Here is a 12,420-nt window from a genome sequence, read left to right on the forward strand (position 1 = left end):
ATATGAAATTAAGTAAAATTATTACCGGAGCATTGCTAACTATTGTATTGATTTTTCTTTTTGCTATTGCTTTTAGTAGCTGTAGTTCTGTGAAAAAGCAAAAACAATCAGATGCTTTAAAAACTGAAAATACTACTTCTGTAGATTCTAGTTCTCAAGCTGCTGTAAAAAAAGAAGAGACTAAAAAAGAGTCTGAAGTAAAAAAAGAAGAATCTACAGCTGAAGGAACTGAGATTAATTTAAAGCCAGGCGATTCTCTAGAAGTTACCAATTATGACCAAGATGGTAAAAAAACCGGAAGTAAAAAATATATAGGTTCTGGGAGTATAAAGGACTTTAAAGAATCAAAAAAAAAGCAAGAAACGAAAGTAATTGATGTTTCTAAAAAATCAGATTCTATTGGTAAAACTGATTTGTCAAAAGCATCATCAGATAAAGTCTCATTAGAAAGTAATTCGCTAGATGTAAACAAAAAAGGAGCTTCGTTTATGAATCAATTTTTGTGGCTTGCAATAATAATTTTACTAGTTGGTTTGGAGTTGCGATTTAGCGCACTATCAAAGCTTTTTATATATCTATTTAAAAGAAAAAAAGATGAAAGTAAATAATCTAATTACTGATTTGTATAAAGGTCAATGGGCTATTTCCATAGATGCATCAGGGTATTTGTACAGAATTGCAAATGATATTGTTGCAGGTAAGGAAATGAATTTAAATTTAAAAGCTAAGCAGCTTATTGATTTTTATGACGAAAATAGCGAACCGATAAAACCAAATGAAGATGGTTTTGTAGAAATTCCTGAAGGCTCTACGGCAGTAATTAATATGATCGGTCCAATTATCACTTATGGTGATTATTGTACATATGGAGCTGATGAAATCATCAAACAATTTGAGAAATTAGACCGTAACCCAAACATAAAATCAATTATTGTTTTTATGGATGGTCCTGGAGGAGCTGTGTCTGCAATTTCTCCATTCTTAAACTTTGGAGCTACCAGAGATAAAAAGAAAGTTTTAGGAGTTGTTTACGAGCAAATGTGCTCAGCGCATCTTTATATAGCTTATGGTTTACAGCCGGACTTTGTTTGGGCATCAAATAATATTACAGCTAATGCAGGTTCATTAGGTGTAATGGTTTCTTGGATTAATGACAAGAAATATTTAGAGCTTCAAGGTTTAGAAAAAGTTGCGGTTTATCCTGATGAAAGTTCAGATAAAAATTTGCCACTCCGCTTAGCTATTGAAGGAAATTATGATATGATTAAAACGGAAATGCTTTCTCCGTTAGCACAGAGATTTCAACAGGATATGATCCGTTTAAATCCTAATCTAAAAAGTAAAGTACCTGGTGTTTTAACCGGGAAAGTATTTTATGCTGATGATGCCATTGAAGTTGGTTTTGCCAATAGAGTTGGAACAATGTCTGAAGCTATGAAGTACGTTCAAACTTTGAGTGAACTGAATCACTATAAACCTAATGTTTAATTTAAATTATTTAATCCTATGAAATGGAAATTCATGGCTAAAACAGTTGGGTTCTTAATTGCCTTATTCGGCACTACAGAACTACCAGTAAACGCCGAAAACAGAACAATGGAATTAACGCCCGAACAGGAAGCTATGGCAAAAAGTGCTCTTGGTGAAAAGTACGAGGATGTTAGAAACGCAATCAACGGAGAGTTGAAACAAATGGCTGAGAACAATTTTGACTTGAAAGCAATTCAAGACGAATTAGATGCAGCTAGACAGGAATTAGCTTTAAACACAGAAGCCAATGCTGATGATGGAAAGCCTAATGAGGAGCGTGGAAATACGCCTATTCACGCACAAATTGCAGATTTACGTAAAGAGTATGATGCAAAATTCAAAGCGTTAGTTAACGAAGGCGTTGGCGATCAAGGTCAAGCTATTCACCAAAATGGAAAACAAATGAATCATTCTTCAACACACTTATTTGGTATTTCAGAAGACTACAACGCTTTTGATGGTAGACCTTGGAATGCTAAAGCTGCTGGTCAAATAAAAGCGGGTGTTTCTAACTTTAATGATAAAGTTGATATTCCATTGCTTCAAGGAGATATCGAGCATTTTGTTAGAAAAAATCCAACAGCAATTGAATCAATTTTTGACGATTTTATCGGTCTTCCTAAAGATTGGGGAATGCAGTCAGGAATTATCGACAGAGTTGTAAGCGGATTAATCGCTCCTTCAGAAATCACTCAAGGTGATAACGGTGGATGGAACCCTAAAGGTGAAGTTGTAATCGAGACTGAAGAAGGAAGAGTTTACGATAAAAAAATTGATATCACTTTAACAGGAGAAAAACTTAAGCAAATTGAAAAAAGTTGGTTAAGTTATATGAATACTGCTGATGGTTCTCATCCTTGGAAAACAACATTTGTTGGATTCTTGTTAGGAGAATATATCAAGCAAGCTGTTCTTGATTCTCGTATAGCAATGGTTAACGGTATCTATGTAAAAACTCCTAAAGAATTAACAGGTTTAAATGTCAACTCTCAAAATGGTATTAGAGCATTATGGTACTACTACAGAGATATTGAGAAAAAATATAAAGCGTTTGATATTGGCGAACCAACGAAAGAAAACATTGTCGATTATGTGAAAACAATGATTGAATCGATTCCTTTACACAAAAGAAATCAGCAAGGTTGGGAAATTCAGTTGTCTAGTGATTTAATGTTGTGGTACGCTGAACGTGCGGGAGATTTCTACCAGTTGCAATACACAACTGATCAAGGAAAGACTAATTATATGGGAGCAACTCCATTGAATTATCCAAACTTTAAGTTCCAGCCATTAGTGGATCAAACTGACACATTATTTATTGGTATCACAAAATCTAAAAATGTTGAGCCATTATATTATCGTCAAAATGAAAAAGGTGAGTTCACTATAACGAGAGAAAAAAGAGATACTCATATGTTTGCTGATTTCAAGGAAGGAATTAGATTTATACAGGTTGGTAGAAAATATACTGAAGGAGAGCCTAAAGAATTTGAATTCCAAATGCTTTACTCTAACAGTGTGCCTATTTTCTCATCAGATACTAAGATTCCTTTGTTTGATCCAAAATCAACAACAATTTCATTTAAGTATCCATACTTCTATCCTCATTTAGAAATTGTTCAAAATGATTATGGTCAAGACATCACAAATATAACAGGTGTTGTTGCGGGTCAAATTGTTACTATTACTGGTTTAACTACTTTGAGCGCTGCTCGAAAAGTTAAGAACAATGCTAACTTAATTATTGGAGCTGACTTTGAATTAAATTCAGGAGGTACCTTAACCTTAGTTGTACAAGATGATTTGAAATTGAAAAAATTATATGCAACAACAGGACCTGCTGCTCCAGCGCAAACTGATAAAGAATTCAATGGAACTTCTTTTGATAGCAAAGGTGGTAATGTGTTTAGATTTACTGGTGCTGCTAATACTACATTAGCAAATATCTTGAATGGTGTTGATGGTAAACAAATTACTATCTATGGAAATGATACTGCAAACGTAGCTTTAACAGTTACAGATGTTGCTGGTGTAATTGAAGTTGCATCTAATGCAGTTCTTGGAGCTTCTACGGACTTTATCAAATTAACGCGAGTTAATGGAGTTTGGTACGAAACTAGTCGTTTAATCGCTTAATTTTAATATAAAAATGGCAAAAGTAAATTTAGTAAAAGCATCAGGAGGTAGTTCTTCTGGTGCTCCTGCTCCAAAAAATGAAATAATCATTTTTGAAGCTGATGGAGTTATATTTCCAAATTCAGATCAAGGAGGAGTTTTGATTGAAGGAAGTTTCGTTTTACCTAATGGAGATAAAATGGTTACCGTTTATTCTACCAAATCTAAAACAGAAGCTAGTATGGAAACTGAAGGAGATGAGGATTCAATGTCTTTCAAATCAATGGTTAAATTACAGTATCCTGGAAACAGTAAAGCTGTTAAAGAATTTGTTCAGTATTGGACTGGTAGAAATGTAATTGTAATGCATAAAGCGTGCGGTGAAAATCACTACGAAGTATGTGGGACACCTTGTGCTCCATTACAATTAAAAGCTGCGAAAAAAGATGATAATGAAGGCAGAACTTGGACTTTATCATTTGAGCCTTTTGCGAAATCTGGATTTGTACCAAAAATCTATGAAGGAGCTGTGGTAATTGCAGAACCTCATACTGTTGCAGACGTTGCAGCATTGCCTTTGTTGAAAGCAAATGGAGTTCAGTATCAATTACCATCTTTAGCAGTTACAGATGTAATTGAAGTTGATGGAATTGATTTAGATCATGGAACTATTGTTACACTACTTGGTGGTGGTGGCGCAAACCCCGCTACTTTAGCAAGCGCTGCTTCAGGTGATGTTACTGCTGTGTTAACATCAGGAACTACTTGGGTAGGATTATTGAATGCTGTTATTCATTTGAAAGTATTCAAAGCTGGTGCAACAACTTATTTATTTGAATTATCTCGTAGTTAGTTTTTTTTATAGTTTGTTTGATTAGTTGAAAACCTCCTGTTTATTCAGGAGGTTTTTTTATGTAAAGTTTCACGTTACACTTTTTAATAAATGTAATTACCAATTTTGAATAACGTAATTACATAAAAAATATCGACATGTCACACGAAAAAAAACAAGAAGTAATCCTTTTTCTTAGAGAAAAAGATTCAATGCCGCCTTACGAACAATTTAATAAGGCGTTTAATTTTTACAGAAATCATCCAAGAAAGAGCCGTTCATTAGAATTGAGTTATAATCGTCTTGGATATTCGGAACAAAGCCTGAAGAACATTATTTATGATTTACATAAAATGTTTGATATTTCAGAAGTTGAAGTACAGAATGCTTCGTTAGTTTCAATGGTCGAAGAAGAAAATGACATAAAAAAGCTTTTTATAATCGCTTTTGGAGCTTTGTCTGATGCTGTTAAAGAATTGGCATTTCAACTGTTTAAAGTTGCTCAAACTTATGGGGAAGAAATATTAACAGTTCCTAGTATCGAAGATTATTTTGAAAAAACAAATCAAGAATTAGTTAGTTTAATAAGTTCAAATGATTTGTTTTTAGAGATGAATGATTCTGCATTAGATTCGTTGACTAATCATTTTAAAAATGAAATTGAAAATATTGAAATTTCTGAGGAAGTTAGAGTTTTAATAGATGCTATTACTCCTGGAACTCCTGTTGTTGCAATTAATGCTAAAAAGCAATTTTTGAATGAATTGTCAGAGAAAGCTGCTGCCGTTATCAGTTCTGTTACTGGAGAAAATTTTGAAGGTATTAAAGTTGAAGATTTTCAGAATGTACGCGAAGAGTTTCCATTTTTAAATGAGGATAATTGTCCGGATGTAATGCTAATTGTGGTGGGTAAAAGAATTACAGCTTTTAAAAAATACCAAGCTTTACACGCTAAACTTCAAGAAGTAAATGAAGGAAAGCATCCAGAAACTACTGAGGAAGAAAAACTGCAATTAGCTAAAGATGCCGAAGCTGCGTTTGCAGAAAATCGTTTATGTTGGGAAGAATTAAAGCACTATGATACAAATAAAACTTTCTTAGGAAAGCATCCAGTGTTTTACGAAAGTAATATCAAAAATGAAGTTGATTTGATGACAAATGAAGAATTGATTAAATTCAAAAGTTCATCTGTAAAATACTTCAGCACGAATAAAAAGGATTTAATAACGTTTGCAGGTAATACTGAAAAAGTTGAAGCAATTAATAAACGAATTGCCGATCGAGAATTTAAATTGTCATTGGTAAACGCTAAACTAGGTGTTTCTCAGGATGTCAAAAAATAAATTCTTTGATTTTAACAATCAAAAAAAAGAAGAAAAGAAAGAAAAACCATCTGAGTTATTCACTTCAAAGTTTATCGCTAGTCACTATCAAAAAATAAAAAATGTAGGTGAAGACTTAATGAGGGTTCCAACGAAAGATGAGTTTTTCTTTCTTCAAACGGATAAAGCATTTAATGCCTTCACGTTTATTCCATTTGTCGCTAAAACTTATCCAATCAAACATTTATACGCCTGTACTTATAGTATAAGTAGAAAAGTGATTGATGCCTTAATTGAAATGCACGATAAGGGAATGATTGAGCAAATTACACTTTTAATTTCTGAAAGTATGATAAAGCGAAATCCGGTTACCATAGAAAATCTGAAAGCGATGTGTACAACTAGACCTAATTTAAAAGTACAATATGCCTGGTCACACGCAAAGGTTTGTTTGATGGAAACTCACGATTTTCATTTTGTGATTGAAGGTTCTGGAAATTGGGCAGAAAATGCGCATTTCGAACAATATGTTTTTGCGAATTCCAAAGGGTTGTATGATTTTAGATTACAACTATTTACTAATGTTGATATGATAAAATACTGATGAAACTATTTTTAAAAATTGTTGCAATCGCATTTATGCTTTTATCATTCCTAATTGGAATAACGTTAGAAATTACAGAAGTGAAATTGCCATATCAACTATTGGTTTTTATGGCATTTTGCTTTTTTCTATTATCGATATTCATTTTTATAAAACTAAAAGATAGCAAATGAAAGAATTGCCAATACATATTAGCGATGAAGATTTAGAAACAGTATTCAATATGGCTGCTTGTAATTATGCACCTAGCGATATTGCATTACAACTCGGAGTTGATAAGAAGTCATTCTTAGCTTTATATAATGATAAAGAAAGTGATGTGCGTCAGTCATATAATGCTGGAAAGCTCTCCACAACATTTGCAATAATGAGCAAACAAAAAGAACTTGCTGAAAGTGGAAATATTACTGCAGCACAAATATTTTTGAGAGAAAGCGAAAGAATAGATGTTGAGAATATTAAGAACCGATTATTATTTGGATATGAAATTGATTGAAAACGTAAAGCTTGATGATATCTATCGTTTTTTAGAAACTGGCAATCCAGACAATGCTCCTCAAGAAATAGTTTACTATTTGGAGCTTCTTTCTAAAATCGATGGGATGATTCGTAGAATTGACAAATTTGGTTCTAAAAAAATGGTTGTAAACCATTTAATTATTACAGAAAAGCTATCTGAGTATAAAGCAAAGCAGATGTATGAAGAGGCAATTGAGTATTTTTATAACGATACTACAATTACCATTAAGGCCTGGAGTAATTTTTATGCAGATATTATTGATCAAGAAATCAATTTTATGCGATTAGTGAAGAAAGATACTGCCGATAGCAAGCGAATAATTGATGCTGCTAAAACCGCATTTGAAGTTCGCGGCGGAAATAAAGAACAACAGGAAGAGCTTCCTCCTGAGTTGTTCCAAAAACCTTGGGTTGTCTACACAACTGATGTAGAAGCTTTAGGATTAGCAAAAGTAGACAGAAATAGAATCAAGGATTTTATTGACAAAAAAGTACCAGAATTGAACGAAAAAGAACGTCAGCGCCTTTATATGGAAGCTGATATTATCCCATTTATAGCATTACCAAATGACGAAGAGAATCCGCGTAAAAACTGATGCTGAAAATGTAGACAACAGATTTGTTTCTAAGGCAAAAATGTTAGTCGATTTAATTGATCCTAAAGACTTTTATGGTGTTTTAGGTCGTGCAACGGGTAAAACAGCCGATATTGTTGCAGAACGTTCACAGCGCATTATCTATGATATGCCTAGAAGTTATCAAATGTTTGTCTCTGATACTTATATGAATGCATTGACAAACGTGTTGCCAGCACTAATTGAAGGGTGGCAAAGAAAAGGATGGCGTGAAGGAATACATTTTGTTACTGATAAGCGTCCGCCATCACATTTTAAACTTCCTTATAAGCCACCTTTGCATTACAAGCATACTATTTCATTATATAATGGCACATTTTTTAATCTTGGAAGTCTTGACCAACCATCAGGCTTAGCAGGTTCTTCGTATCAGCACAGGTATGGTGACGAAGCTCGCTTATTGAAAAAGAAAAAACTAGACCGCTCTACTCCTGCTCTTCGTGGTGAGTTTGTCAATTTTGGCCATTCTGTTTATTATATGGGAAATACTTTTACTACCGATATGCCAAACATTCTTACTTCTGATGATGATTGGATTCTTCAGATGGAAAAAGAAATGGATCCGGAACAAATAGAACTTGCTTTGTATGCTGCTGTAGAATTAAACAATGTCAAGCGCGAGATTATGGCTAATGCTCAAATTGGTAATTTGTCGGAAAAAGACCGTTTAGACAAATCTTATCGCAAATGGTATGAGTTGTGGATAAGAATTCGCAAAGATTCTACTTTTTTTTATGCTGCATCTTCTTTGGTTAACTTGGATATTTTGACTGATGGTTATTTTAAGCAGACATTAAAAGCTCTCGGACCTGAAGAATTCAGAAGTGCCATTTTATCATTTAAAATAAATGTATCCAAAGGTGAAAAGTTTTATAGTCATTTGGGTGACCATCATTTTTTTGAAGACGGAACTGATGTTTCTTACTTTGAAAAGTTTAGCATTTTTGATACTATTAAAGATAGTTGCAAGTCAATGAGTAAACGTTACTACGACATCGATTCGCCATTAGAATGTGGTGTAGATTTTGGCGATATGAGTTCGATGGTTTCTGGTCAAAGAAGAGGAAACTATCTTTATGCTCTAAAAGAATTTTACACATTGCATCCAGAAGATGAAATGACGCTTGGTGCTAAATTTAGAGAGTTCTATCAAGATCATAAATACAAAGTTTTGTATATGTATTACGATAGAGCCGGAAATCAAAACGCTAAAATGAAAACCGATAAAGCAAATTATCTAAAAAATGCGATCGAGTATCTTCCTGATGGAAGCTCAAGCGGTTGGATTGTCCATTTAATGAATGAGTTTCAAGGAAATATTTATCAGGAAGAGGAATTTAATTTAGCAAAACAATTGATGGGAGAATCAGTGCCAGGATTGCCAAAGCTTCGAATAGATAAATTAAAGTGCAAATGTTTGACAAGTTCCTTGAAATTGACAAAAATTATTTTGAAAACGGATAAGATGGGAACCAGAACCATTCACAAAGATAAGTCTTCAGAAAAATTGCCTTTACAATCTAGACCAATGTTTTCTACAAATTTCAGTGATGCATTTAAGTACTGGATATGTCGTCCTGACTTCTTTGATGTAGCAAATATTCATAACGTATATTCCGGAATGGATCCTTCAGTAATCGGAAGGTAAAATTTGTATATTTGTGTATTGATAATTAAATAAGAATGCTATGGATGCCATCATACAAAAAGACTTTCAAAACCTTGTGGTTTTAGATCAATCTCGTGAGACTGCGAAAGAAATTTTACTTGATAAATATGATGAAACTGTAGCTCCTTTTGTTAGAATTATTCAACAAGTTATGAAAGCTAATGATGAAAATCATTTTGAAGCTTTGAAGCGCATCCAGGATAAAACAGATTTAGCTACTGCTCCAGAAAAGAAAATTTTATTTGCTGCTGCTTTGATGGAAATTGTGGAAGAAGTAAACTTAAAACCTATAGTATAATGAAAGATGAAATCAAAACAAAAAAAATTTTACAATTAGAAAATGGTTCTGAAGTTGCTGCTATTATATCGCGTGTATTAAATAAAACTTCAGGTATTCATTTAATTGAATCTATTTCTGTTCATCCTTTTCCTAAAGTTAAAATGGCTCAAGTTGGAGGTCGACCAATTGTTGGTGAAAGAATTTCTTCGGAACCAATTATAGATAGATTTGGAAATATAAAGTATATCCACTCAGAAGGTAGAATAATTAAAGAAATACGTTAGTATGATAGAAGATGTAAATAAAATTTTAGAATTTATAGTGCAAAATAAGCTAATCCTTATTGATTGGAATTTTAGTATTGGAGGCGGTGAGTTGGCGATGCATATTAAAAAAGACGAACATATAGTTTTTATACGTATGGAAGAGGATGAAGATAATTCAATTACTAAAGAAAATTTTGAAAGAAAATTTAACTGTTTTTTAGCCGATAAAGTTTAAAAATACGTTAGTATTTTACAAAAAGAAGAAAGAAGACGCAAAACTCCGCCCGTTTGGGCGGAATTTTTTTTACATAGAAAAAACGGCTTTAAATTAGCCGTTTTTAGCGCTTGGATAGTAAAATATACACTTTGTTTCGTGTTTCCAAAATTCGTAATTTGTGACTAATGAAAAGCGGTAATTATTCATCATTAGTGCATCGTGGCAATGTATTTCTGCTCTGATTTCGTGAAAGCACAAATTAATGGCTGTCATTTTGCAACAAATCGGGTCTAAATCTTCGCAAACGTAATAATTACCTTTACAATGTTGGTTTGCTGCTAGAATCATTCTGCCACTTCCGCACGTTGGTTCGTTCATTGTTTTGCCCCAGTCGTTAGAATCGAATAAAATTTTAGCCATAAAATCACAAATCGGACGAGGTGTAAAAAATTGACCGAATGAAGATTTTTTATAATTACTCGCTAAACATTCGTAATAATCGCCTAACGGGTCGCACCAAATACCAAATGTTTTATTTTGGTTGTAGATTTTCATTAGCTCTCCAAAAAGTTTACAAAAAATGTCAATTTCTTGGCGGTTGTATTTTTTGATAGTTTGTAAATATAAATCCTCCTGTGTTTGGTGTCCCATTGCACAAATAATCATCGTTAGTAAATCATCAAAAATTTGACTTAAATCAAATTTATAGTGAAATTCATAAAATAAGGAGTTGAAAATTTTCAACTCCTTTGGTACGTCTCTATTTTTTAGCATCGTTTTAAAACTTGAGCATTAGAAAATAAATAACAAAGCGGGTAAAATTCTTCTTCTTCCTCTTCTTGGTTCTTGCTCTGCTTGTGCTCCTCGCCTTTTGTCTTTTGTTTTGGTTTTCCCCAGATAATAAAAGCTTTTGAGCCTTTTTTTACTTGAAATCCTTCTTTGCTCCAATCGTGCAAAGTTTTGAATTCAAAATTATTTTTATCTGTGTAAAATTCATTTACTAGGATTTCATTTACTGTCATTCCTTCGCAATCTGCATTCATTCGCATTTTTGCTATTTTGGAAAGCTCTCGCAACTCTTTGCGCTTTTCTCTGTGTATTTCTTGTTTTTCGGTCATTTTGGCTTAAATATTAATGATTTCACTTTCTTTAGTAGTCATATAATAAACGTTGTCGAGGTTAAAACCTTTTTTTATCATAAACTCTTCGGGTTCTGCTTGATACTTTTTTTTAAGTTTAGTTTTATAAACTTTTCCGTTTTCGTAATTGAAGATAAAAATGTACATTACTCTGCTTTTGTTATTATTAGTTTGTTTTCAAAAACTTCAATTTTGACTTTTTCTCCTATTTCAAAACCGGCTTTATTTAGCCAGTTTCCGGATATATTTAATTTTGGCTTTAAATAGGATTTCTTCCAACGTGGGCGCACACATAAAGCCGATATAGTGCTAATGCGTATATTAAAAAACATAATCGTTAAAATCTGAATTAGTATTTTGATTGTCTTGAATGAATAGTTCTGCAATGGCTTGTGCTTTGTTCCAAGCGTTTTTACATTGCGTTTTGAAGTATTCGTAATCCGAATAATTAAAGACTTTAGAAAGTCCTTTTTCGTGAAGTATAGATTTTACTTGCGTAGATAGTTTGAAAGCGTTATTTTTGCTCTCAGTTGAGTTTTTGTGCATGGCGTATAAAAATTTGATTATCAAAAACCCGAAGTGTTCCACCACTTCGGGTTTGTTGTTTTTGTTAAACGATAAAAGATTTTACTTCCTCGTCTGCTTTTGAAATGAAAATACTTAAATCTTCTTGAATTACTTTCAAAACCTTTTCAATAGTTTGAGAATTTGTTACCTCAAATTTAAAACCGCTTGCGTTACTTAAAGAAATTTTTTCTTTTGTTCCGTCACTTGATAAAACAAACTTGTTTAGTTCGTCTTCTTTAGTTTTTAAAAACTTGAATTTCTCGCCTAAAATTAGAAATTGGTCAAGTCTTTTTAGCCTTACTTCTGCGCTTGGGTTTAAAAGATTAGAAACTTCTTGTTTCTCGATTGGTTTTTTTGCATCCTCTGTTGGTGCTTTTTCGACATTTACCGCAGGTTTTAAGTTTTCCACAACTTTCAAAACGTTATCTTTTTTAACGTCTTTAACCTCTTCTTTTGTGTTTGCTTTTTGGCTCATAAAAAATGTATTTATTTGATTATCAATACTTAAAGATACAAAAAAAGGTAATTACTACAAAATAAATAGACTAAAAAACACTATTTTTTCACTATAAATTAATAATTTTTAATCTTTCTAAATAGGTTAAAATCATTTTAAAAAAGTTCAAAAAATGACTTCTAAAAAAAAATAAAAAACACAATTCGTTAACAAACAACATTTTAACCCGTTCTAAAAACGTGTTAAATGTGTTTGGTTGAACGAAAAG

General features: G+C 32.6%; 18 protein-coding genes. 12 read left to right on the plus strand and 6 right to left on the minus strand.

Annotation, left to right across the window (positions count from 1 at the left end):
- The first annotated feature begins 2 nt into the window (after positions 1 to 2).
- From Q0049_RS10120 to Q0049_RS10175, 12 genes are all read left to right on the plus strand, one after another.
- Positions 3 to 608, plus strand: a complete 606-nt coding sequence (locus tag Q0049_RS10120; protein ID WP_298119348.1) for a hypothetical protein — start codon at positions 3 to 5, stop codon at positions 606 to 608.
- Positions 595 to 1,488, plus strand: a complete 894-nt coding sequence (locus Q0049_RS10125; RefSeq protein ID WP_298119349.1) for a S49 family peptidase — start codon at positions 595 to 597, stop codon at positions 1,486 to 1,488. The genes Q0049_RS10120 and Q0049_RS10125 overlap by 14 nt, the downstream gene beginning before the upstream one ends.
- A gap of 18 nt (positions 1,489 to 1,506) precedes the next feature.
- On the plus strand, positions 1,507 to 3,666 hold the full coding sequence (locus Q0049_RS10130; RefSeq protein WP_298119351.1) for a hypothetical protein: 2,160 nt from the start codon (positions 1,507 to 1,509) through the stop codon (positions 3,664 to 3,666).
- Positions 3,667 to 3,679: 13 nt separating this feature from the next.
- Positions 3,680 to 4,498 (plus strand): hypothetical protein, encoded by an 819-nt coding sequence (locus tag Q0049_RS10135; protein ID WP_298119353.1) that lies wholly within the window; start codon positions 3,680 to 3,682, stop codon positions 4,496 to 4,498.
- Between the two features lie 137 nt (positions 4,499 to 4,635).
- Positions 4,636 to 5,820 (plus strand): hypothetical protein, encoded by a 1,185-nt coding sequence (locus Q0049_RS10140; RefSeq protein WP_298119355.1) that lies wholly within the window; start codon positions 4,636 to 4,638, stop codon positions 5,818 to 5,820.
- A complete protein-coding gene (locus Q0049_RS10145) occupies positions 5,807 to 6,403 on the plus strand; it encodes a hypothetical protein (protein ID WP_298119356.1) in 597 nt (198 codons plus the stop codon). The genes Q0049_RS10140 and Q0049_RS10145 overlap by 14 nt, the downstream gene beginning before the upstream one ends.
- A 169-nt stretch (positions 6,404 to 6,572) precedes the next feature.
- Positions 6,573 to 6,899 carry a hypothetical protein gene (locus tag Q0049_RS10150; protein WP_298119358.1) on the plus strand — a complete coding sequence of 109 codons (327 nt, stop codon included), beginning with the start codon at positions 6,573 to 6,575 and terminating at the stop codon, positions 6,897 to 6,899.
- Positions 6,850 to 7,518 (plus strand): hypothetical protein, encoded by a 669-nt coding sequence (locus Q0049_RS10155; protein ID WP_298119359.1) that lies wholly within the window; start codon positions 6,850 to 6,852, stop codon positions 7,516 to 7,518. The genes Q0049_RS10150 and Q0049_RS10155 overlap by 50 nt, the downstream gene beginning before the upstream one ends.
- The gene (locus Q0049_RS10160; RefSeq protein ID WP_298119361.1) at positions 7,490 to 9,205 is read left to right on the plus strand and encodes a hypothetical protein; all 1,716 of its coding nucleotides are present in this window, start codon (positions 7,490 to 7,492) and stop codon (positions 9,203 to 9,205) included. Before Q0049_RS10155 ends, Q0049_RS10160 begins: the two co-directional genes overlap by 29 nt.
- A gap of 40 nt (positions 9,206 to 9,245) precedes the next feature.
- On the plus strand, positions 9,246 to 9,524 hold the full coding sequence (locus tag Q0049_RS10165; RefSeq protein WP_298119363.1) for a hypothetical protein: 279 nt from the start codon (positions 9,246 to 9,248) through the stop codon (positions 9,522 to 9,524).
- Positions 9,524 to 9,790 (plus strand): hypothetical protein, encoded by a 267-nt coding sequence (locus Q0049_RS10170; RefSeq protein WP_298119365.1) that lies wholly within the window; start codon positions 9,524 to 9,526, stop codon positions 9,788 to 9,790. The genes Q0049_RS10165 and Q0049_RS10170 overlap by 1 nt, the downstream gene beginning before the upstream one ends.
- Position 9,791: 1 nt before the next feature.
- Positions 9,792 to 10,007: a hypothetical protein gene (locus Q0049_RS10175; protein ID WP_298119367.1), complete on the plus strand. Its 216-nt coding sequence runs from the start codon at positions 9,792 to 9,794 to the stop codon at positions 10,005 to 10,007.
- A gap of 93 nt (positions 10,008 to 10,100) precedes the next feature.
- Here Q0049_RS10175 and Q0049_RS10180 read toward each other — a convergent pair whose 3' ends face one another.
- The 6 genes from Q0049_RS10180 to Q0049_RS10200 all read right to left on the minus strand — a co-directional run bounded on the left by Q0049_RS10180 (position 10,101) and on the right by Q0049_RS10200 (position 12,170).
- Positions 10,101 to 10,763, minus strand: a complete 663-nt coding sequence (locus Q0049_RS10180; RefSeq protein ID WP_298119369.1) for an N-6 DNA methylase — start codon at positions 10,761 to 10,763, stop codon at positions 10,101 to 10,103.
- A complete protein-coding gene (locus Q0049_RS10185) occupies positions 10,757 to 11,107 on the minus strand; it encodes an ArdC-like ssDNA-binding domain-containing protein (RefSeq protein ID WP_298119371.1) in 351 nt (116 codons plus the stop codon). Before Q0049_RS10185 ends, Q0049_RS10180 begins: the two co-directional genes overlap by 7 nt.
- A gap of 6 nt (positions 11,108 to 11,113) precedes the next feature.
- Entirely contained in the window at positions 11,114 to 11,275 is a 162-nt protein-coding gene (locus Q0049_RS10190; protein WP_298119372.1) for a hypothetical protein, read from the minus strand.
- Complete coding sequence (locus Q0049_RS16660; protein WP_367178977.1) at positions 11,275 to 11,460, minus strand: SymE family type I addiction module toxin; 186 nt, start codon at positions 11,458 to 11,460, stop codon at positions 11,275 to 11,277. The genes Q0049_RS10190 and Q0049_RS16660 overlap by 1 nt, the downstream gene beginning before the upstream one ends.
- Complete coding sequence (locus Q0049_RS10195; RefSeq protein WP_298119374.1) at positions 11,450 to 11,674, minus strand: hypothetical protein; 225 nt, start codon at positions 11,672 to 11,674, stop codon at positions 11,450 to 11,452. The genes Q0049_RS16660 and Q0049_RS10195 overlap by 11 nt, the downstream gene beginning before the upstream one ends.
- Before the next feature lie 64 nt (positions 11,675 to 11,738).
- Positions 11,739 to 12,170, minus strand: coding sequence for a hypothetical protein (locus Q0049_RS10200; protein WP_298119376.1), 432 nt, complete (start codon positions 12,168 to 12,170; stop codon positions 11,739 to 11,741).
- Positions 12,171 to 12,420: the final 250 nt, after the last annotated feature.

It is taken from the genome of Flavobacterium sp. (genome assembly GCF_027484205.1).
Classification (GTDB): domain Bacteria; phylum Bacteroidota; class Bacteroidia; order Flavobacteriales; family Flavobacteriaceae; genus Flavobacterium.